The organism is Roseibium algicola (assembly GCF_001999245.1).
Lineage (GTDB): Bacteria > Pseudomonadota > Alphaproteobacteria > Rhizobiales > Stappiaceae > Roseibium > Roseibium algicola.
Map to the genome: position 1 here is coordinate 3,858,115 of NZ_CP019630.1, position 21,854 is coordinate 3,879,968.

The 21,854-nt window shown below is 61.2% G+C and carries 21 protein-coding genes; 20 read left to right on the forward strand and 1 reads right to left on the reverse strand.

The window, feature by feature from the left end; translation table 11 throughout:
• The first annotated feature begins 1 nt into the window (after position 1).
• The 20 genes from B0E33_RS17795 to B0E33_RS17895 all read left to right on the forward strand — a co-directional run bounded on the left by B0E33_RS17795 (position 2) and on the right by B0E33_RS17895 (position 20,628).
• Entirely contained in the window at positions 2-1,099 is a 1,098-nt protein-coding gene (locus tag B0E33_RS17795) for an ABC transporter ATP-binding protein (RefSeq protein WP_077293427.1), read from the forward strand.
• The gene (locus B0E33_RS17800; RefSeq protein ID WP_077291931.1) at positions 1,092-2,087 is read left to right on the forward strand and encodes an ABC transporter ATP-binding protein; all 996 of its coding nucleotides are present in this window, start codon (positions 1,092-1,094) and stop codon (positions 2,085-2,087) included. The genes B0E33_RS17795 and B0E33_RS17800 overlap by 8 nt, the downstream gene beginning before the upstream one ends.
• Positions 2,088-2,098: 11 nt before the next feature.
• On the forward strand, positions 2,099-3,745 hold the full coding sequence (locus B0E33_RS17805) for a dihydroxyacetone kinase subunit DhaK (protein ID WP_062487387.1): 1,647 nt from the start codon (positions 2,099-2,101) through the stop codon (positions 3,743-3,745).
• A gap of 563 nt (positions 3,746-4,308) precedes the next feature.
• A complete protein-coding gene (locus tag B0E33_RS17810; protein WP_023003188.1) occupies positions 4,309-5,349 on the forward strand; it encodes a TRAP transporter substrate-binding protein in 1,041 nt (346 codons plus the stop codon).
• Positions 5,350-5,415: 66 nt separating this feature from the next.
• Positions 5,416-6,003, forward strand: a complete 588-nt coding sequence (locus tag B0E33_RS17815; protein ID WP_062487389.1) for a TRAP transporter small permease — start codon at positions 5,416-5,418, stop codon at positions 6,001-6,003.
• Positions 6,000-7,316 (forward strand): TRAP transporter large permease, encoded by a 1,317-nt coding sequence (locus tag B0E33_RS17820; protein ID WP_023003190.1) that lies wholly within the window; start codon positions 6,000-6,002, stop codon positions 7,314-7,316. The genes B0E33_RS17815 and B0E33_RS17820 overlap by 4 nt, the downstream gene beginning before the upstream one ends.
• A gap of 88 nt (positions 7,317-7,404) precedes the next feature.
• Positions 7,405-8,169: an SDR family NAD(P)-dependent oxidoreductase gene (locus B0E33_RS17825; protein ID WP_077291932.1), complete on the forward strand. Its 765-nt coding sequence runs from the start codon at positions 7,405-7,407 to the stop codon at positions 8,167-8,169.
• Between the two features lie 10 nt (positions 8,170-8,179).
• Positions 8,180-8,947: a crotonase/enoyl-CoA hydratase family protein gene (locus B0E33_RS17830; RefSeq protein WP_055656770.1), complete on the forward strand. Its 768-nt coding sequence runs from the start codon at positions 8,180-8,182 to the stop codon at positions 8,945-8,947.
• A gap of 19 nt (positions 8,948-8,966) precedes the next feature.
• Complete coding sequence (locus B0E33_RS17835; RefSeq protein ID WP_208997660.1) at positions 8,967-9,437, forward strand: MarR family winged helix-turn-helix transcriptional regulator; 471 nt, start codon at positions 8,967-8,969, stop codon at positions 9,435-9,437.
• A 25-nt stretch (positions 9,438-9,462) separates the two neighbouring features.
• Complete coding sequence (locus tag B0E33_RS17840) at positions 9,463-11,277, forward strand: feruloyl-CoA synthase (RefSeq protein WP_077293429.1); 1,815 nt, start codon at positions 9,463-9,465, stop codon at positions 11,275-11,277.
• Between the two features lie 16 nt (positions 11,278-11,293).
• On the forward strand, positions 11,294-12,166 hold the full coding sequence (locus B0E33_RS17845) for an amidohydrolase family protein (RefSeq protein WP_023003195.1): 873 nt from the start codon (positions 11,294-11,296) through the stop codon (positions 12,164-12,166).
• Positions 12,163-12,618 carry a DUF3237 domain-containing protein gene (locus B0E33_RS17850; RefSeq protein WP_077291934.1) on the forward strand — a complete coding sequence of 152 codons (456 nt, stop codon included), beginning with the start codon at positions 12,163-12,165 and terminating at the stop codon, positions 12,616-12,618. The genes B0E33_RS17845 and B0E33_RS17850 overlap by 4 nt, the downstream gene beginning before the upstream one ends.
• 226 nt (positions 12,619-12,844) lie before the next feature.
• Positions 12,845-14,419: an acyl-CoA dehydrogenase family protein gene (locus B0E33_RS17860; protein WP_077291935.1), complete on the forward strand. Its 1,575-nt coding sequence runs from the start codon at positions 12,845-12,847 to the stop codon at positions 14,417-14,419.
• 192 nt (positions 14,420-14,611) lie between these two features.
• Positions 14,612-15,520 carry a LysR family transcriptional regulator gene (locus B0E33_RS17865; RefSeq protein WP_077291936.1) on the forward strand — a complete coding sequence of 303 codons (909 nt, stop codon included), beginning with the start codon at positions 14,612-14,614 and terminating at the stop codon, positions 15,518-15,520.
• Between the two features lie 73 nt (positions 15,521-15,593).
• Positions 15,594-16,415: a putative hydro-lyase gene (locus B0E33_RS17870; RefSeq protein ID WP_077291937.1), complete on the forward strand. Its 822-nt coding sequence runs from the start codon at positions 15,594-15,596 to the stop codon at positions 16,413-16,415.
• A 25-nt stretch (positions 16,416-16,440) separates the two neighbouring features.
• Positions 16,441-17,478, forward strand: coding sequence for a TRAP transporter substrate-binding protein (locus tag B0E33_RS17875; RefSeq protein ID WP_077291938.1), 1,038 nt, complete (start codon positions 16,441-16,443; stop codon positions 17,476-17,478).
• Positions 17,479-17,495: 17 nt separating this feature from the next.
• Complete coding sequence (locus B0E33_RS17880) at positions 17,496-18,044, forward strand: TRAP transporter small permease subunit (protein WP_023003201.1); 549 nt, start codon at positions 17,496-17,498, stop codon at positions 18,042-18,044.
• Complete coding sequence (locus B0E33_RS17885; RefSeq protein WP_075281884.1) at positions 18,044-19,327, forward strand: TRAP transporter large permease; 1,284 nt, start codon at positions 18,044-18,046, stop codon at positions 19,325-19,327. Before B0E33_RS17880 ends, B0E33_RS17885 begins: the two co-directional genes overlap by 1 nt.
• 108 nt (positions 19,328-19,435) lie before the next feature.
• Positions 19,436-19,921 (forward strand): DUF992 domain-containing protein, encoded by a 486-nt coding sequence (locus B0E33_RS17890; protein ID WP_031270375.1) that lies wholly within the window; start codon positions 19,436-19,438, stop codon positions 19,919-19,921.
• Between the two features lie 119 nt (positions 19,922-20,040).
• On the forward strand, positions 20,041-20,628 hold the full coding sequence (locus B0E33_RS17895; protein WP_156912427.1) for an exopolysaccharide biosynthesis protein: 588 nt from the start codon (positions 20,041-20,043) through the stop codon (positions 20,626-20,628).
• A 266-nt stretch (positions 20,629-20,894) separates the two neighbouring features.
• Here B0E33_RS17895 and B0E33_RS17900 read toward each other — a convergent pair whose 3' ends face one another.
• Positions 20,895-21,824, reverse strand: a complete 930-nt coding sequence (locus tag B0E33_RS17900) for a PRC-barrel domain-containing protein (RefSeq protein WP_077291940.1) — start codon at positions 21,822-21,824, stop codon at positions 20,895-20,897.
• Positions 21,825-21,854: the final 30 nt, after the last annotated feature.

A 21,854-nucleotide genomic window follows, 5' to 3' on the forward strand; every position in this document is an offset into this window, starting at 1 on the left:
CTTGGCAGAGATCGTAATCAGAAACCTTCGGAAGGAATTCGGCGACTTCACTGCCGTGCAGTCGTCTTCCTTCAAGATCGAGGACGGTGAGTTCTTCATGCTTCTGGGGCCGTCCGGCTGCGGCAAGACCACCACCTTGCGCATGATCGCCGGGCTGGAGCTGCCGACGTCAGGCGAGATCTATATCGACGGCGAGGAGGTCGGCCAACGGCCGGCGAGCCAGCGCGATATTGCCTTTGTCTTCCAGATGTTCGCCCTCTACCCGCACATGAATGTGCGCAAGAACATCTCCTATCCGCTGGTCAGCCAGGGCATGCCGAAACATCAGGTTGCCGAGAAGGTGGCGGAAGTTGCCCGCATTCTCGGGATCGAGAAGATCCTCGACCGGCCGGTGGGCGGGCTTTCCGGCGGCGACCGCCAGCGTGTCGCGCTCGGCCGGGCCATCGTCCGGGATCCGAAAGCCTTCATGATGGACGAGCCGCTCGGTGCGCTCGATGCGGAGTTCCGCGAGCATATGGCCGAGGAGCTGCGGGCGCTGCATGACCGCATGGGCGCCACCACTGTCTATGTCACCCACGACCAGCTGGAGGCCATGCAGATGGGCGACAAGATCGTGGTCATGAACCATGGCGTCATCGAGCAGTTCGGCACGCCGCAGGATATCTACGACAAGCCGGCAACCATGTTCGTTGCCGACTTCATCGGCTCGCCGCCGATGAACTTCCTGCGCTTTCACGGCGAGGTCCATGCGGGCGCATCCAAGGTGATGATGCATCACGAGGAACTGGACGTGCCGCGGCTGATGGAACCCTTTGAAGGCGACATGGTCTTCGGCATCCGTCCGGAGCACATCACGCTCAACGACAGCGGATCCTACCGGGGCGAGGTTCTGGCCGCCGAATATCTCGGCACCACGCAGATCGTCACGTTGAAGACCACCTCCGGTGAGCTGAAGGCCCGCATTCCCTCAGACCAGCCTGTTCGCGCCGGCGAATTTGTCGGACTCGAATTCAACGGGTCAACGGTGACGCTGTTCGACAATCAGTCGGGGCGGGCGCTGCGGTCGGAACTGAACGAGGGAGTGCTTGCTCATGGCTGAAGTCAGGCTGTCAGGCCTCACCAAGCGGTTCAGCGATACGCTCGCTGTCGATGAGGTGAGCATGAACATCCCCAACGGCGCCTTCGTGACGCTGCTGGGGCCGACGGGGGCCGGAAAGACCACCATTCTGCGTCTGATCGCGGGACTGGAACAGCCGGACGCGGGCGACGTCGTCATCGCGGGGCGGTCGGTGGTTGGCGACACACCGGCGCAGCGCAACGTTGCCATGGTGTTCCAGCAATATTCGCTCTATCCGCACATGAGCGTGCGGGAGAACCTGGCATTTCCGCTTCGCTCGCCCTTGCTCAAGACGCCTGCGGACGAGATCGACCGCAAGGTTGCCGAAGTGGCCGAAGTCTTGCGCATTTCGCACAAGCTTGCCAACAAGGCGACCAACCTTTCCGGCGGCGAAATGCAGCGGGTGTCCATCGGCCGGGCGCTGGTACGCGATCCGTCCATCTATCTCATGGATGAACCGCTTTCCTCGCTCGATGCGAAGCTGCGTTCGGACCTGCGCATCGAGTTGAAGCGCATCCAGGAAAGCCTGGGGGCGACGTTGCTTTACGTGACCCATGACCAGATCGAGGCCATGACCATGGCAACGCACGTCGGAGTTCTCGATCATGGCCGCCTGGTGCAATTCGGGTCGCCGCGCGAGATCTACGAGAACCCGGTCAATCTCTATGTCGCCGGGCGTCTCGGCCAGCCACGCATCAACGTGCTGCCGGCCGATCTTTTTGCCGGTGCGCCGAGCGGTGCCAAGACCATCGGCCTGCGCCCGGAGCATATCGCGCAAGGCGAGGGCAAGGTCTCGGAAGTTCGCCGGGTCGAACATCTGGGTGATCAGACCCGGCTGCATCTATCTCTGGATGGACATTCCGTCGTAACGCTGTCAGACAGCCACACCGCCCTGGAACCGGGCGACACTCTCGCCATTCAACCAAGAAATCCGCTTTTCTTCGACGCCAGCGGCGCTCGCATTTCCTGAGGAGACGGGACATGAAGCAATTCATCAATACCAAGGAAACGCTCGTCACCGAAGCGATTGACGGCATGCTGCGCACGGCCGGCGGGCGGCTCGCCCGTCTCGACGGCTATCCGCATATCAAGGTGGTGGTGCGCACCGACTGGGACAAATCCAAGGTGGCGCTGGTCTCCGGCGGCGGCTCTGGGCATGAGCCGAGCCATGCAGGTTTCGTCGGCCAGGGCATGCTGACGGCGGCCGTCTGCGGCGAGGTGTTTGCCTCGCCCTCCGTGGATGCCGTGCTGGCGGGCATTCTGGCCGTCACCGGCAAGGCCGGCTGCCTGCTGATCGTCAAGAACTACACCGGCGACCGGCTGAACTTCGGTCTTGCGGCCGAGCGGGCTCGCTCCTTCGGACTGAAGGTCAACATGGTGATCGTCGATGACGACGTTGCCCTGCCAGACCTGCCGCAGGCACGCGGTGTCGCCGGTACGCTGTTCGTGCACAAGATCGCCGGAGCGCTTGCCGATCAGGGCGCGGATCTGGAAACCATTACCGAGGCGGCGAAGAAAACCATCGGCGGTGCGATCTCGATCGGCATGTCGCTGGACACCTGCACGGTGCCTGGCTCGCCCAAGGAAGACCGGATTGCCCATGGCAAGGCGGAACTCGGGCTTGGCATTCATGGCGAGGCGGGGATCGAGCAGGTTGACTATTCGAATGCCCGTGCCGCCATGGCGATGGTGGTGGACCGGCTTGCACCGAACCTCGCACCCGGACCTCATGTGGCGATCGTGAACAATCTGGGCAGCACGACACCTCTTGAAATGTCGGTGCTTCTGGAAGAGCTCACGGCCTCGCGCATCGGCAGCCAGATCCGCTGGGTCATCGGCCCGGCCGCCATGATGACCTCGCTCGACATGCACGGGTTCTCCGTGTCGCTGCTGCCGGTCGGCAAGACGGAAGAAGCCCTGCTGCAGGCGCCGGTCGCACCCTGGGCGTGGCCCGGTTGTCTGGCGCTTGGCGCTGTGTCGGTGCTGCCGCTGCCGGACGGTCTGACGCCGATCCAGCCGCTGCCGTCCAAGAACCCGGAGACGCGGAAGTTCATCGAACGCTGCTGCGACATCCTGATCGCGGCCGAGGACGATCTCAATGCGCTTGATGCCAAGTCGGGCGACGGCGATACCGGCAGCACGCTTGCCACCGCCGCCCGGGCGCTGGTGAAGGCGCTCGACCGGTTGCCGCTGGCGGATCTCACCCAGCTTTATCGCGCTATCGGTCTGGAACTCAGCCAGACGATGGGCGGGTCTTCCGGTGTCCTGCTGGCGATCTTCTTTGCCGCTGCCGGCGATGCGTCCTCCAGCGGCCGTGGGGCCATTGGAGCGCTGAAAGCGGGTCTTGACCGGATCATGCAGGTGGGCGGCGCCCAGCCGGGTGACCGCACCATGATCGATGCTCTGCTGCCGGCGCTCAACGCTCTGGAAAACGGTGTCGAGGCGGCTGCTGCCGAAGCCCGTCAGGGCGCGGACGCCACGTCGCGGATCACGCGGGCGCGCGCGGGCAGGGCATCCTATGTCTCGGAGGCGAACCTCTCCGGTCACAACGATCCGGGCGCGGAGGCCGTCGCCCGGCTGTTCGAGCAACTGACCCTCTCACCGGCCCTTAACTCCAAGTCCGCGTAGGCCGGCACCTGACCGGCAGGCCGGGCTTCGAGCCCACGGCCTGCCGGTGCTTTCCCTGATTTTCCATTCCATTGAGCCAGCCCCTGGTCGCGTGTCCACGCCAATGGTGTTCCGGCGTTCGGATAACCCGCAAGTCCCGGGACATTGCGATCTCCGGCAGGCTTTCCACAAATTCCCGTTGGCTTGATGCTACCGCCTTGATGCCCTTGCGTTAGGTAAGGTGCCTGTCGTCATGCCGGCTGGCGGGTCTTCCTTTGCAGGAAGTGGCAGGGTTGATGATAAAGACGTTTTCTGTCCATTCTTCTCACGGAAACCCTTGCCTTCGGGATTGATCCATCACAAACTCCGGCAAATTTTACGGGATCTTGTGATGCTTTTGCGGCTGACCAGAATGTATAACTTTCCGATTGGTCGCCTGCATGCAAAGCTCAGGGCGAAGGGAGTGAACCAGGTCGCCAAATAGAGCTTGAAAAAAGTTATGTAATATAACTATTATAGATCATCATCTGATCGGAGGGAGGAATCCGGTCAGGTTTTGAAGTTGATCGAACAGGGAGGAAACCATGATCAACTTGCATAAGCAGTTTGCCAAACTGGCTGTGGCTGCGACTGTCTCCGCAATCGCACTTGGCGGGAGCATGTCGTCCACACTTGCGCAGGAAGTCACGCTGCGCCTGCACCAGTTCCTGCCGGCTCAGGCCAATGTACCCAAGAACGTTCTCGACCCCTGGGCCGACAAGATCGAAGCGGAATCCGGTGGACGCATCAAGATCGAGCGTTATCCGGCCATGCAGCTGGGCGGCAAGCCGCCGGAGCTGATCGATCAGGTCGTCGATGGTGTCGTTGATATCGTCTGGACCGTTGCCGGTTATACCCCGGGCCGCTTCCCGCGCGCAGAAGTGTTCGAGCTTCCGTTCACGATGACGGATGCGGAGACCATGTCCCGCGCCTACTGGAAGCTTGCCGAAGAAACGATGATGGATGAGGACTTCGCGCGCTTCAAGCCGCTGGCCCTCTGGGTTCATGGTCCTGGTGTCATCCACTCCAGCAAGCCGATCGTCGCGCTGTCCGACCTGAACGGCGTCAAGCTGCGTGCACCGACCCGTGTCACCAACAAGCTGTTCTCCAATCTGGGTGCAACGCCGATCGGCATGCCGGTTCCGGCCATTCCGGAAGCTCTCAGCAAGGGTGTTGTCGATGCGACGGTTATTCCGTGGGAAGTCGTCGGCGCGCTGAAGGTGAACGAGCTGGTCAAGAACCATACCGAGTTTCCGGGCAAGGCGCTCTACACCACGTCCTTCATCTTCGGGATGAACAAGGACAAGTACGACAGCCTGCCGGACGACCTGAAGGCCATCATCGACGCAAACTCCGGTGAGGAATTCTCTGCCTTCGCCGGCAAGCAGATGCAGGCCGATGATGCCGGCCCGCGGGCCGCAGCCGTGGAGATGGGCAACAACATCATCACGCTGACGGACGAGCAGGCTGCCGAGTGGGAAGCCGCCGCTCAGGGCACCATCGACGAGTGGTACGCCGAAATGGATGCCAAGGGCATCGACGGCAAGGCGCTGCAGGCCCGTGCCGAAGCGCTGATGGCCAACTGACCGTCATGAAGCAGCCCTCCGGAACCAGGTGTTCCGGAGGGCATCCTTCGACAGGATACACGTAAAATGCTGCTCACTCTGGTGGAGCGTCTCGCGCGCTTCATGGCGATCCTTGGCGGTCTGGTTCTGACAGCGCTGATCGGGCTGACCTGTGTCAGCGTGCTTGGCCGCGGGCTGAACACATTCGGTCATTCTGAATTCATGACCTCGCTGTCCGAAAGCGCCGCCAACGCGCTGATCGCGACCGGTGTCGGTCCGGTTTCCGGCGATTTCGAGCTGGTCGAGGCGGGGATCAGCTTCACCATTTTCGCCTTTCTGCCCATCTGTCAGCTTAAGCGGGGGCACGCCACCGTGGACGTTTTCGCCGGCAGTTTTCCGCGCTGGATGAACCGGTGGCTGGAAGTCGTGTGGGAGGTTCTCCTCAGCTTGCTGATCTTCCTGATCACCTGGCGGCTGTTTGTCGGCATGGAAGACAAGATCCGCTACAACGAAACCACCTTCCTGCTGCAGTTTCCGATCTGGTGGGCCTTCGCGCTCAGCTTTGCCGCCGCCGCTGTTGCCTCCGTCGTCGCGCTCTACTGCGCCGTCGCCAAGGTGCTTGAACTGATCACCGGCCGGCGTTTCACGCCCGATGCCGAGGGAGGGGTCCATTGAGCCTGCTTGAACTCGGCTATCTGTCGTTTCCCGTTCTTCTGCTGCTTATCTTCCTGCGGGCGCCGATCGGCCTTGCCATGATGATTTGCGGTCTGGGTGGTCTCTATCTTGCGACCGGCAGTTCCAACATCATTCTCGCCAAGCTGAAGTCGGAGACCTATTCCACCTTCTCCAGCTACTCGCTGACGATCATTCCGATGTTCCTGCTGATGGGGCAGTTCGCGACCCACTCCGGCATGTCGTCGTCTCTCTTCAAGGCCGCCGAAAGCTGGCTCGGCCACCGCAAGGGCGGTGTTGCCATGGCTGCGGTCGGGGCCTGCGCGGGCTTTGGCGCCATCTGCGGATCGTCACTGGCAACCGCCGCAACCATGAGCCGTGTCGCCCTGCCGGAACTGCGCCGCTACGGCTATTCCGGCGGCTTTTCGACGGCAACGCTGGCCGCCGGCGGCACGCTCGGCATTCTCATTCCGCCGTCGGTCATCCTGGTGATCTATGCCATCCTGACCGAACAGAACATCGCCAAGCTGTTCCTGGCTGCCTTCATTCCGGGCATCCTGGCGGCCATCGGCTACATGATCACCATCTCGATCTATGTCCGCCTCAACCCCGGCTCCGCCGGAACGCGTGAGCCGGTGCCTTATGCGGAGCGCATGCGTGCGCTGATGGATGTCTGGCCTGTGCTGCTGGTCTTCGGTCTCGTGGTCGGCGGCATCTATCTGGGCTGGTTCACCCCGACCGAGGGCGCTGCCGTCGGTGCGGCCGGAACGGGCATCATCGCGCTCATTTCCGGTAACCTGACCTGGAAGGTCTTTGTCGACAGCATGATCCAGACGGCCATGAGCACGGCGATGATTTTCTTCATCGTGCTCGGTGCCGGCTTCTACAACAGCTTCCTGGCACTCAGTCAGTTGCCGCAGGAACTCTCCGGCTGGGTCGTTGGCCAGGGCTTCAGTCCGCTTGTCGTACTGACACTGATCCTGCTGTTCTACCTGGTCTTCGGCTGTCTGATGGACAGCCTGTCGATGATCCTTCTGACCATCCCGATCTTCTTTCCGGTGATCAGCGTGCTCGACTTCGGCATGAGCCCGGAACACGTTGCCATCTGGTTCGGTATCCTGGTGCTGATCGTTGTCGAGGTGGGGCTGATAACACCGCCCGTCGGCATGAACCTTTTCATCATCAACGCGATGGATCGGTCGACGCCGATGAAGGAGACCTACAAGGCGGTTCTCTGGTTCGTGACGTCCGACATAGTCCGCGTGATCCTGTTGGTCCTCTTTCCGTCAATCACCCTGTTCCTTCTGGCTGGCTAACCCAGCCGGAAGGAGTGCGCCCTTTCGGCGTATCAAAATAGGTATGAGATATAACAATGATGACTAAAACCAATTCAGAGGCTGTGCCATGCTGATATCCGCACAAGCGGCTTTCGTGACAGGTGGCGGCAGTGGCCTCGGGGCCGCGACGGCCCGTCATTTTGCGAGCCAGGGCGCGAAAGTTGCGATCCTTGATTTTGATATCGACCGGGCCCGCACTGTGGCGGAAGAAATCGGCGGCTTCGCCGTTCAGGCCGACGTCAGCGACGAGGCAGCCGTAGGGACTGCACTGGACGAAGCGATCGGGTTGCTCGGTGAAACGCCGCGCGTTGTCGTCAATTGCGCCGGCGTCGGCTTTGCCGCGCGCATCGTCGGTAGGGAAGGCAAGCTCTCCTTCGATACGTTTGAAAAGACGCTGAAGGTCAATCTCTTCGGCACGTTCAATGTCATGAGCCATGCCGCAAGACGCCTCATGGACGTGGAGCCGCTGGAAAACGGCGAGCGTGGCGTGATCGTCAATACGGCATCGGTCGCCTTCGAGGACGGCCAGCTGGGCCAGGCTGCCTATTCGGCATCCAAGGGCGGCATTGCCGCCATGTGCCTGCCGGCAGCGCGGGAGTTTGCCCAGCACGGCATCCGCGTGATGGCCATTGCGCCTGGCCTGTTCAGAACGCCGATGATGGAAGGCCTGCCGGAAGAGGTCTCAGCCAAGATCACGGCCAACATTCCGTTCCCGCCACGTCTTGGCGAGCCGGAGGAATTCGCCCTGCTTGCCGGGCACATCGTGACCAACCCGTTCCTGAACGGCACGACCATCCGCCTGGATGGCGCCGTGCGTCTGCCGCCGCGCTGAGGAGACACCGATGACAGAACCGATCCTGAAAATTGAGATTTCCGACAGCGTCGCGACCCTGACCATGAACCGTCCGGACAAGCGCAATGCCATGTGCGACGAGCTGCTTGGGGCCATTGACGGCTTTTTCCTGTCTCCGCCCGCCGAGGTGAAGGCGGTGGTCATCACCGGCACGGCCGGGCATTTCTGCTCCGGCCTTGATCTGTCCGAGCATGTGGCGCGCGACGCGGAAGGAACCATGCGCCATTCGCGCGGCTGGCACCAGGTGATGGACCGGATCCAGTTCGGCGGATTGCCGGTGGTATCCGCCATGTTCGGCGCCGTCATCGGCGGCGGTCTGGAACTGGCCAGTGCCACCCACGTGCGTGTTGCCGAAACCTCTGCGTTCTTCCAGCTGCCGGAAGGCCGCAGGGGCATCTTCGTCGGTGGTGGCGCTTCCGTGCGCGTGGGCCGCATTCTGGGCGCGGACCGGATGACCGAGATGATGCTGACCGGCCGCAAGTACAACGCGGATGAAGGCCTGGCTCTGGGCCTTGCTCATTACACCGTCGGCGAGGGAGAGGCACTGGCCAAGGCACAGGACCTGGCAGGCCGGATCGCTTCCAACGCGCCGCTGTCCAACTACATCATGATCCAGGCGCTGGCGCGCATTGCGGACATGTCAAAGACGGACGGTCTCTTTACCGAGAGCCTGTGCGCCGCGATTACACAGACCAGTCCGGACGCGCTGGAAGGCCTTGCCGCCTTCCTGGAAAAGCGCAATCCGACCTTCAGGTGATCTCATGAGGAAAACCGCGATGGAACCGGAGACCGAGACCGGAATTGTAAACGTCAGCGACAGGACTCTGCGCGCGCTCTACGGCTATCAGATGAAGCGGACGTTCAACGTCATTCAGTCGGACCTGAGCCGCACCCTGAAGCCGTTCGACCTGCGCATGCTGACCTATACCGCCCTTGTGCTGATCGTCGACAACCCGGGCCTGCGACAGTCCCAACTGGCCGAGGCCATGGATATCGAACGGCCCAACCTGGTCGTGATTGTCGACGAACTGGAGCGGCGTGACCTGATCGTCCGGGACCGGTTGCCGAGTGACCGCAGGGCCTATGCGTTGAAGGCGACACTGGCAGGTCGCCGGCTGTGTGAAAAGGCAATCGCCGCGGTCATGGAGCACGAGAAGATGCTGCTCAACGGTATCAGCAAGGACGCGTTGAATGTCGCCACCAAGGTGATGCAACTGATTGAAAGCAACCGCCAACGGGAAGACTGACATGAGGTTTCGGGAGGAGACGATCATGAAGCGCACCACGGAATTTCTGCGCCACTCGGTCGAGCGGGAAGACCGTCCGGATGGCAGCATTCTGCTGCGGTCCACCTATCCGCTGAGCCCGGTGGTCGAGCGGACGGGAGACTGGCTGCACCAATGGGCGGGGGAAGCTCCGGACAGGGTGTTTCTGGCTGAACGCAGCGGTGCCGGCTGGCGCGAGGAAAGCTATGCGGACATCCTGGAAAAGGTTCGGGCGATCGGTGCTGCGCTCCTGGCAAGAGGCATGGGTGGAAATACGCCGATCCTGATCATGTCCGGCAACGGCGTCGATCACGGCATTCTTGCGCTTGCTGCCCAGTATGTCGGAGTGCCGGTGGTGCCGGTGGCCGAGCAGTATTCGCTCATTCACGGTGCCCATGGCCGCCTGCGCGAGGCGATCAACCTCATCAAGCCGAAAATGGCCTATGTGGTCGATGCCGACCAATACGGCGAAGCGTTGAACCTTGAAGATCTTGCGTCGGTCGAGATTGTCGCCAGCCGCCCGGGGTGTCGGAACGTTACCGCCTTCGCCGACCTTCTGAAGGGAGACGGCAGCGTCGACGTCGACAGTGCTTTCGCGGCGGTCACGCCGGATACGGTCGGCAAGATCCTGATGACCTCCGGCTCGACCTCCAGCCCGAAGGGCGTTCTGACCACCCACCGGATGATGTGCGTGAATCAGGCCCAACTTGCCGACTCCATGCCGTTCCTGCGTAAGCGTCCGCCGGTGATCGTCGACTGGTTGCCCTGGAACCACGTCTTCGGCGGCTCGCATAATTTCAACATGATGCTGGCCAACGGTGGAAGTCTCTACATTGACGACGGCAAGCCGGTGAAGGGCCTGTTCGAGCGGACGGTGGAGAACCTGTCGTTGAAGACCGGTACGCTGGTGTTCAACGTACCGCTTGGCTTCGGCATGCTGCTGAAGGCACTGGAAGCGGACGCGGATCTGCGTCAGCGCTTCTTCGAGGATCTGGACCTGATCTTCTATGCAGGGGCCTCCCTGCCGCAGGAGGTCTGGTCCGGATTTGAGCGCATGGCGATGGAGGTCAAGGGCGAGGTGCCCTTGATGACGTCTTCCTGGGGACTGACCGAAACAGCGCCCTCGGCCCTGATGCAGCAGGAACCTGCACCCCACTCCGGCATTGTCGGTGTTCCGGTGAGCGGCGTCACCGTCAAGCTTTTACCCGATGCGGACATGCGCTGCGAAGTCCGCGTGAAGGGCCCCAACGTGATGCCCGGCTATCTCAACGATCCTGAAAAGACCGCTGCGGCCTTCGATGAAGAAGGGTTCTTCATCACCGGGGATGCGATGCTGTTTCTTGATCCGGCGGACGCAAACAAGGGCATGCGCTTTGACGGCCGGATATCGGAAGACTTCAAGCTGCAGTCCGGCACCTGGGTGCGGGCGGCGCAGCTGAAGCTGGACATGCTGTCCCGTCTCGCACCGCTTGCCGCAGACCTGATCATCACCGGCGCCGATCGGAACCAGATCGGGGTGATGATCTTCCCGAATGTCGCGGAGCTGACCCGGGAAGGCTTTGACCTCAACGATGATGACGGTGCTTTCCGCTGCAAGCTGCTGCAGGGCGAAATCCACCGCCGGCTTTCGGCGCGCGCCCGCGAGATCAGCGGCAGCTCGACACTGGTGTCCCGCGCCATCGTGCTGTCTCAGCCGGCTTCCATGCCCGAAGGCGAGATGACCGCCAAGGGCAATCTGAACATCCGAAAGGTTCTGGCGCGCCGCGAGGCCCTGCTGGAACGGCTTTACACCGACGATGACCCTGCTGTGGTCACACTCTGATTGAGGAGCGCTTGAAATGGTCGATATCACCAAGGTTCGCGCCATCGACATCCACACTCACGCCGAAGAGCCCTGCGGTTGTCATTCCGACGATGGCTATGACGACTTGCAGGCGACGATGGCGAAATACTTCCGCGCGCCCTGGAGCCATCCGCCGACCGTACCGGAAACGGCAGCCCATTACCGGGAACAGAACATTGCGGCGGTAATCTTTCCGGTCGATGCCGAGCGCGAGACCGGCTACCGCCGTTACAAGAACGAAGAAGTGGCAGAACTTGCCGCCGAAAACGACGATGTGCTGATCCCCTTCGCCTCCATCGATCCGCACAAGGGCAAGATGGGTGCGCGCGAGGCGCGGCGCCTGATGAGGGATTTCGGCATCAAGGGTTTCAAGTTCCACCCGACGATGCAGGGTTTTTACCCCAACGACCGCATGGCCTACGAACTCTATGAAGCCATTGCGGAAGAAGGCTCCATTGCGCTGTTCCACACCGGCCAGACGGGCGTCGGCAGCGGCATGCGCGGCGGCAACGGCATGCGGCTGAAGTACTCCAACCCGATGTATATGGACGATGTCGCGGTCGATTTTCCCGACATGAAGATCATCCTCGCGCATCCTTCCTTCCCCTGGCAGGAGGAAGCCCTGGCGGTCGCCCAGCACAAGCCGAATGTCTATATCGACCTCTCAGGTTGGTCGCCGAAGTATTTCCCGGAAATCCTGGTGAAATACTGCAATTCGATCCTGAAGAAGAAGGTGCTGTTCGGCTCCGACTGGCCGATGATCACGCCGGAGCGCTGGCTGGCGGATTTCGAGAAGATCGCCATCAAGGACGAGTTGCGGCCGGACATCATCAAGGGCAATGCGGCAAGGCTGCTGGGGCTGGCATGATCACTCCGCAGCTCTCCCATTTCTGCGACCTTGAGGTCGAACTTGGCCCTGTCCGGGAACTAGGCCAGGGCAGGGCGGGTGCGCGGCGGATCATCCCGATTGTCGGTGGCCGGGTGACAGGTCAGGTGTCCGGAACGGTGCTGGACATGGGCGCTGACTGGCAGACGATCCTGGCAGACGGTTCGGCCGACATCGACACCCGCTACGCCTTCGAGACAGACGACGGCGCGGTGATCGAGATCATCAACAAGGGTGTTCGCCATGGTCCGCCGGACGTGCTGCAAGCGCTTGCCCGCGGCGAGGATATCGACCCGACGCTCTATTACTTCCGCACGGCGGCGAGGCTGGAGACCGGAGACCCGCGTTATGACTGGGTCAACAATACTCTCTTCGTCGGCACCGGCCGGCGACTTGCCTCCGCCGTGCTGGTGTCCTTGTTTCGGGTGGGGTGAGGACAGGAGCGAAGTTGTGATGTCCGGGCTCTCGAAACATTCCGAAACAAAGTCCTCGATAACCGATCTCCTCATCCTGAGGAGGACCTTCGGGTCCGTCTCGAAGGATGGGCCGCTTGCGCTGGAGTTTGCCGCCCATCCTTCGAGACGGGCTGGCGCCCTCCTCAGGATGAGGGGGAATTTGCAGCAACTGCTGTATCGCCGTTCCTTTGAAAGCCCGTAACCGATGAAACCCTTCACCGCACCGCTTGACGATATCCTGTTCTGCCTGACCCATGTTGCCGGGGCAGCCGATCTGCCGGACTTCGATGCGGATCTTGCCGCCGAGATCGGCGGTCATTTTGCTGCCTTTGCAGAAGAGCAGTTGGCCCCGTTGAACGAACCGGGCGACAGCCAGGGTTGCCGGCTGGTGGAGGGGCGGGTGCGCATGCCGGACGGGTTCCGCGAAGCCTATGCCGCTTATGCGGAGCAGGGCTGGCCGGGATTGACGATCCCGGAACAGCTTGGCGGACAGGGGCTTGATGCCGGCGTACTTGCGATCACCTCGGAAATCTTCACCGGCGCCAACCACAGTCTGCAGATGGTGACGAGCCTTGCCGCGGGTGCCGCCCGCACCCTGCTGGCCTTTGGCACGGAAGATCAGCAGGCGCGCGTGATCCCGCAATTTGCCTCCGGCGAGGCCCTTGCCACCATGTGCCTGACCGAACCGGACGCGGGGTCCGATCTTTCCCGCATCCGTTGCCGGGCGGTGCAGGCTGGTGATGGCTGGTCAATCAGCGGCGAGAAGATCTTCATCTCCGGCGGCGATCAGGACATGAGCGAGAAGATCCATCATCTGGTGCTGGCCCGCACGTCAGACGATGGCGTGAAGGGCCTGTCGCTGTTTCTGTGCCCGTGCACCCGCGCGGACGGCAGCCGCAACGCGGTGACCGTGACACGCATCGAGGAAAAGATGGGTCTGCATGCTTCGCCCACCTGCCAGCTTGCTTTCGACGGCGCCGTCGCCGAACTGGTTGGCCGGGAAGGCGAAGGCCTGAAGGCGATGTTCACGATGATGAACCATGCCCGCGTGGATGTGGCCTTGCAGGGTGTTGCCCATGCCGCCCGCGCTGCGGATATCGCCAGCACCTATGCGGCGGAACGCAAGCAGGGCCGGGATGCCGCGGGCAAGCCGGTGACGCTGGATGGTCATGCCGACGTACGTCGCATGCTGGACGAGATCGATGCCCTTGCCCTTGGCGGACGAGCAATCGCGCACCTTGCGCTCGTCACGGTCGAAACAGGCGAGAACGGGGCGCTAGCGGAATTCCTGACACCGATCGCCAAGGCTTACTGCACGCAAGCCGGCATGCAGGCAACGGAGCTTGGCATGCAGGTGCTCGGCGGGTACGGCTATCTGAAGGAATACGTCCTGGAACAGTGCTACCGGGATGTGCGGATTACCGCGATTTATGAAGGTGCCAACGCCATTCATGAAAGAGCACTGGTCACGCGTCTGTTGCCGGGCAAGGAAAGCGAGGCATTCGAGAAATTCCTGCGGGCCGAATGTCTGCGGAACGACAAGATTTACCCGCAACTGGGCGAGGTTGTCGCCAACTGGTGCCGGGTTAGGGATCGGGTGTTGCAGAGCGAGGACCCGACAGCCCTTGCCCATGACTTCATGAACCTGACGAGCAAGACCCTGTTGAAGGTCCTGTGGGCACGCATGGCGGAAAAGGCTGACCTCCATCCGGACCCTGAGCGGATCAGGCGGCTTGCAGGGAAAGTGCTTGAAAGGCCGGAACTGGCGCTGAGCGCCTGAGCCTAAACTGTAGCGAAATTCTTTTCCCCAAGGGACAACGGACACGAACCCCTTGGGCAGCAATATCTCGCGAAAAGGCCGGGGATGAGGTTCTCTCTCGTTCTGCTTTTGCACGCCGGTCTGTTCCCGAAACCTTTTCAATGTCCGCAGCTTCGCGCAAAGTAGCCCAAACCGATCACGCCGGGACGTTTCATGCATCCGCTCAATCTCGATCAGCTGAGAGCCTTTCTGGCCGTTGTCCGCCATGGCGGCGTCAACAAGGCCGCGGGAAGTTTGAACCTGACGCAGCCGGCGGTGACGACGCGGATCAAGAGGCTTGAGGAAGCCCTGGGGACCGAGCTGTTTGAACGCTCGCCCGGCAGGCTGAAGCTGACCAAGCGCGGCGAGCTGCTGCAGACATTTGCCGAGCAGTTCGAGCGTCTGTCGGACAAGGTCGAGGAGACGGTGGTCTCCCGTGAGGGGATTGACCGGCATCTGCGTATTGGAGCCTCGGAAACCATTGCACAGTGTTGGCTGCCGGATCTGGTTGCCGCTCTGCGGGCCGACTTTCCCAATCTGATCGTGGAAATCAACGTCGATATCTCGGTGAACCTGCGCGCCGGTTTGCTCGACCGGGAAATCGATCTGGCCCTGTTGCTGGGGCCGATTTCGGAATATTCGGTCGACAATATCGAGCTGCCCGGTTTCGACCTCGGCTGGTATGTGGCGGCGGACAGTCCGGCCAAGGGCGCGCAAGCCGAGGCGCTTTTGCGGGAAAAACCCGTAATCACCTACGCCCGGCACACGCGGCCTTACCGCGAGCTGAAAACGCTGTTGTTCGAACGGGTTGCACCGGACGTGCAGATGTTCCCGTCATCGTCTCTGTCTGCCTGTTTCAGGCTGGTGGAAGCAGGGCTTGGGGTCGCCGCACTGCCGAGGGCGCTGGCACGGCCCTATGTCGAGGGAGGAAGCATCGTCGAGTTCGATCCGGGATGGGTACCGGATGCCCTGAGGTTTTCGGCGAGCTATCTCGGTGACCCGCGCAGCCACATCGTCGCGGCTGCTGCGAAGAAGGCGCTGGAGGTTGCGGTCGCTTACTCTGGCTATAAAAATCATTTATAAGATCTGCTAAAATCATTCAATTTGAGTTTATAACAGCAATGCGGGAGCCTTTCTCCAATGAAGGAGAGCCCCGGTGCTGCAATCTTATGAAACCCTTCGACAGGAAAACATCGAGACGCTTCGGGCGCAGATAAGGTCCGGCAGCTATCGCTCGCACACGGCGGGGCTCGGCAAGAACCTGCTTCAGGCAAATCTGGCGATCATTCCGGAAGCCTTTGCGCTGGATTTCATGCGCTTCTGCCAGCGCAATCCCAAACCCTGTCCGTTGATCGGTGCTTCGGACACGGGAAACCCCCTCCTGTTCACCCTGGGACACTGCCTGGATATTCGTACCGACGTCCCCGCCTACAACATCTATCGCGATGGCCGGCTGGAAGGCTCGGTAACGGACATAAGCGCCTTGTGGTCAGACGATCTCGTTGCCTTTGCGCTCGGCTGTTCCTTCACTTTCGAACATGCGCTGATCGAGGCGGGGATCGACCTCTGGCACATTTCAAACAATGTCACCGTGCCGATGTACCACTCTAACATGGAAACGACACCGGCCGGGCCATTCCGGGGAGCGATGGTTGTTTCCATGCGGATGATCCCGGATGAGCGGGTGCGGGACGCGGTTGCCATTTCGGCCCGCTTTCCTCTGGCGCACGGGTCACCGGTCCATATCGGCGATCCGGCGGCCATCGGCATTTCCGATCTCGGCAATCCGGACTGGGGCGATGCGGTGCCGGTGGAGGCCGGTTTCACGCCCGTCTTCTGGGCTTGCGGAGTGACACCGCAAGCCATCATCCAGAACGCTGCCCTGCCGCTGCTGATTACCCATAAACCGGGACACATGCTGATCACGGACATCCCGGATGACGCTGAAATTCCAATCATAACAAAAAAGACGCTGTAAGCTCGAACCTTCACGGAGTGGACACATGAAAAAGATTCTGACTTTCCTCATGGCCGGTGCCGCCATGTCCTCGGCCGCCGCCGCGGAAGATCTGTCTGTCGTCGGCAGTTGGTCCAGCCTGCCTCTGCACCAGGATTATGAGGCGCCGTTCTGGCAGACCGCCTTGCCTGAGGCATCCGGTGGCACCATCAACACAACCGTCACCACTCACAACCAGATGAACCTCGGCGTTGGCGAAGTGTTCCGCCTGCTTGGCCAGGGTGTTTTCGACGTCGGCATGACGGTGGGCGATTATGCAGTTGCCGATGCACCGGAACTGGAAGGCCTCGATGTGCCGCTGGTGGCCATGTCTGCCGACAAGGCCCATGCCGCGGTCGATGCCGCCCGGCCGATGGTCGAGGAGATCTTCGAAAAGCGCTTCAATTCCAAGGTGCTTGCGATTGCGCCCTATCCGCCGCAGGTGGTGTTCTGCAACGCTGAAGTCGGTTCGCTGGACGACCTGAAGGGCAAGAAGATCCGCGCATCCGGCCGCATGACGGCCAAGTTCCTGGAAGCGCTCGGAGCAGAAGGCATTACGGTTGCCTTTTCCGAGGTGCCGGGCGCGCTGCAGAAGGGCGTCGTCGATTGTGCGGTGACCGGGGCAGGCTCGGGCTACAGCGCCGGGTGGTGGGAAGTCAGCACGCATCTTCTGCCGATCCCGCTTGGCGGCTGGGACCCGGTGGTGACGGCGATCAATCTCGACAAGTGGAACGCTCTGTCCGGCGAGACCCGGGCTTTGATCGAAAAGGAAATTGCCGAGAATTTCGAAGCCCCCGCCTGGGCATCGGCGGCAGGTGCGCTGAGCAATGACATCGCCTGCCTGACCGGCAAGGGCGAATGCGCTTCGGGCGATGTGCGGGACATGGTTCTTGTCGAAGCCAGCGACGGTGACATCGAGCGGGCACGCCAGATCCTGGAAACCGATGTTCTGCCGGAATGGGCAGAGCGGGCCGGTGGCGACTGGGCCGCGCGCTGGAACGACAGCGTCGGCACCGTCGTCGGTGTGCAGATCAAGACCAACTAAGCCCGGGAGACATCGAGGTGGCGGAGAAACTCCTGTCAATCCTGTCGAGGATCAACCGGGCGATAGCGATTTCGGTCGGCGTTCTGTTCCTCACCTGTGCAGGTCTTGTTCTGATTGATATCTGTCTCCGCCGTGTCGGTGCCTCCTTCGGCGGCACCGACGAAATCTCCGGCTACGTGATGGCCATCGGAACGGCCTGGGGCATGGCTTTCGGATTGAGCGAACTTTCGCATATCCGGATCGATTTCCTGCGCCGTTCGGTCGGTCTGCCAAAATGGCGGGCGGTGCTGGATCTTCTGTCGATCTTTGCCCTGTCCTCGACCGTCTCGATCGTCGCGCTGAAGTGCTGGCCGGTGGTGGAGACGACACTGCGCAATTCCTCAAGGGCGAACACACCCCTGGAAACTCCGCTCGCGCTGGTGCAATTGCCCTGGTTTGCCGGGTGGGTGTGGTTCGCGGTCACCGCATGGCTGACCTTTGTCGCCGGTGTGCTGCTGGTCCTGCGCGGTGAATTTGCAAAATCCGAGCAGGCGATCGGTGCCTTTCCGGAAGGGGAGACAGCCTGATGCTTTCCTTCGTTTCCGTAGGCCTTCTTGGGCTCCTCAGCCTTTCCATTCCCGTCGGCATCGTGCTGTTCCTGCTGGGGTTCGGCATCGACCAGTTCTTCAGTGCCTTTCCGTTGACACGCGGCCTCGGGTCGATGGTCTGGTCGACGTCGGAAAATGCAGCGCTGATCGCCATTCCGTTCTTTGTGCTGCTGGGCGAGATCCTGGTGCGCACCGGCATTGCCGCACGCACCTACTCGGCGCTCGACCGCTGGGTCTCCTGGCTGCCAGGCGGGCTGGTGCATGCCAATGTGGCAACCGCCACCATGTTCTCGGCCACGTCCGGTTCGTCTGTGGCAACGGCTGCCACGGTGGCGACGGTGGCCATGCCGCAGGCTGATCGGCTGGGCTATGACCAGAAGCTCTTTTCCGGTGCGATCGCCGCCGGGGGTACGCTCGGCATCATGATCCCGCCGTCGATCAACCTGATCGTCTACGGTTTTCTGACACAGACCTCGATCCCGCAGCTTTTTCTGGCAGGGCTTCTGCCCGGCATCCTGCTGGCGATGGCCTTTCTGGCAGTGACCGCGCTTGTTTGCCTGGTCAATCCGAAGCTCGGCGGGGCACGGCGGACGTTCCCCTTGCGGGAAATGGCACTCGGGCTCGCGGATCTACTGCCGATCATTCTTCTGTTCAGTGCCATCATCGGCTCGATCTACAAGGGCTGGGCGACACCAACCGAAGCCGCCTCTGTCGGGGTTGCCGGAGCGCTGGCAATTGCCGCGCTTTTCGGTGGGCTCAACACACGCATGATCGGCGAAGCGCTGATCGGTACCGTGCGGGTCACGGCGATGATCATGCTGGTGGTTATCGGGGCGTCGTTTCTCAACTTTACGCTTTCGGCCGCCGGCCTGTCGCAGGAATTGCGCGGCTTTCTGGAGGGGCTCGGCTTCGGTCCCCTGCAGACGCTGCTGGTGATCGTCGCGATGTATATCGTGCTTGGTTTCTTCATCGAGACCCTATCGCTGATGGTCATCACCATTCCCATCGTTGTGCCGATCGTCATCAGCCTGGGCTATGATCCGGTCTGGTTCGGCATCCTGATGATCGTGCTGATCGAGATGGCGCTGATCACACCGCCGGTGGGGCTCAATCTCTTCGTCGTCCAGAGTGCGCGGCGCGGCGGATCCATTGCCGAGGTGATGCTGGGAGCCATTCCCTATGTGTTGGCGATGCTGGCCATGGTCGCGGCGCTGATCGCCCTGCCGCAGATTGCGCTTTATCTGCCGATGGCCATGCGCTGAGGGGACAAGAGCAGAATTATTTTGGAACTGACAGACCGGGCAGACGTTTCCACCGTGATGAAGGCGGACCGGAGCAATCCGGAGGCCACATACACGAAGGAGACATTGATGACACGGTTTACCAAACTCGCCCTGACCCTGACGGGAGCCACGCTTCTTGCGACCCCTGTGATGGCCCAGGACAAGCCTGCTGGCGTTGAAGTTGGCAAACTGACATGCGTTGTCGAGCAGGAAACCAATTTCATCGTCGGTTCCAAGGCCGTCATGAACTGCACCTTCGACCGGGTCGGTGACGGCCCTGCCAGCTACTACACGGCGACCGTAAGCGAGTACGGGCTTGATATCGGGACGACCGACTCGGCCACGCTGATATGGGGCGTCGTTGCACCGACTGCCGACCTGGAGGTGGGCGCTCTTGAAGGTGAATATGCCGGCGTGACCGCAGGTGCGAGCCTTGGTGCGGGTATCAAGGCCAATGCCCTTATTGGCGGCTTCGACAAGTCGATTGCGCTGAACCCGCTCAGTGTGGAAAGCCAGACGGGCACGAACATCACGGTTGGTGTCAGTCGGATGTCACTGGAAGCGATCAAGTGAACACAGTGACATAACGTCAAGAAGGGTCGGCTTTGCCGGCCCTTTTTGCATTCCGGACGCAGATTGGGCTGAAAAGAGTGCGGACGTCCGACGATAATTCGAACTGGAGGGATACCTGGATGGCGACAGTTCAGTCGGAGACAATCAAGGAAGTTCTTACAAACTGGGAAGACGAAATTGAAAAGGAAGGCCGCGCCGATGTCGGCTCGCTGTTGAATGCTTCTGGCAGCCGTGCGGCGGGACCTCTTCTGTTTCTGCCGGCCCTTGTGATGATATCTCCCATCGGGGCCATACCAGGTGTGCCGATTGTTCTCACAACATTGACGCTTCTGGTGGCGGGACAGCTTGTGCTTGGCAGAACCTCGATCTGGTTACCGTCTTTCGTGCGCAATCGCGGTTTCCCCAAGCAGAAGGTGAAGTCGATCATCGACAAGCTCACCCCCTATGCCGAACGCGCCGACCGTTACCTCGGGCAACGCCTGGCCATGTTCGCCGGCGAAACCGCGAGCCGGATCGTCGCGGCGTTTTGCATCTTTCTGTCTCTTCTTGTCTATCCCGCCACCCTGCTGCCCTTTGCTGTCGCCTTGCCCGGCTCGGCAATACTTCTCCTGAGCCTCGGGTTGCTGGTGCGCGATGGCGTCGTGACGCTGGTGGGGTTGATGGTGGCCTTGGCAGCGGTCGCCACCGTCGTTTACTGGCTTGCCTGAGGGCTTCTCGTGACGACCTTGTCCATGAGTTCGCCCCGAAACCGGGAGGCCTCCTCGTGACGGACAACCGGGGGGAGCGCGGATCAGGACAGGTGTGTGATCCGTCCGTCCACGGCACGAAAGAAGCCCCGATGTGAGCCAGTTTTCCTTTGTCCTTCTGCCTTTAAGCCAGCTCCTCCTCGCTGGTAGAGCCACGACCTCTGGTCACGCAAAAAAAAACGGGCCGCCGAAGCGACCCGTTTCCTTGGTGTCTTTCAGACAGCCGTTCAGCCTTTCAGCAGAACCGCATCCGGATTGGCCTTGTAGGTGGCAGGCTCATAGGTCTGCGCATTTTCAAGCTGTTCCTTGGTGAAAGGGGCGGTGACCAGAAGGTCGCCGTTTTCCGTTTCGAACATCTTCAGGCTGTTGAAGGCAACGGCAACCGGCTTTGCGTTGAAGCCAAGGAAACCGCCGACATCGATGACAACTGCCTGGGCCTTGCCGTCCTTGCCGATCAGGACCTCGGCGACTTCACCGATGTTTGTGTCCTGGTTGGTGTAGACCGTTGAATCGATCAGCTCGTCCGTGGATACGCTGGCTGCATCGACCTCGGTCTTTTCTTCAGTCCAGCCGGTGGACATGGCTTCATCCAGCTGCTGCCTGGCCGGGTCGATGGCCTCTTTCCTAACTGTTTCATAGGTGGACCTGGCGTTTTCGGTGACCTTGTCCATTTGCTCGCGCGCACCTTCCGTCGTCATCCAGTACGGGATGTAATCCGGGCGCTCATAGGCGGTTGCCGCTTCCAGTTCCTGGCGCGAGACGTCACTGACGACGATGAGTCGCTTGTCCACACCGGCCACGAAGTTGAGGCGGGCGAAATCGAGGGCGACTTCCTTTTCGCCGATGCCGAGGAAACCGCCGACACCGACAATCACCGCATGCACGGAGCCATCGCGGCCGAAGACCACGTCGTTGATGTCGCCGATTTCTTCCCCTTCGGCATTTCTGCTGGTCACCACAGGCTTGCCGACCATGTTGGTGGCGAGAATGCCGGTGGTCGTATCCGGTGCAAGGGTGTGGAGTTCGAATTCGTATACGCCGGTGTCATCACTTGCACCGGCCTGACCGCCGTCTTTCATCGCAGAGGTCTCACCGGCAACAGCCGCCGTTGAAATGGCAGCTACGATTGCGGTGGTGGCGAGTAGATGGCGAAGCATTTCAGCATCTCCCTTTCGTGTTCTGAAAAG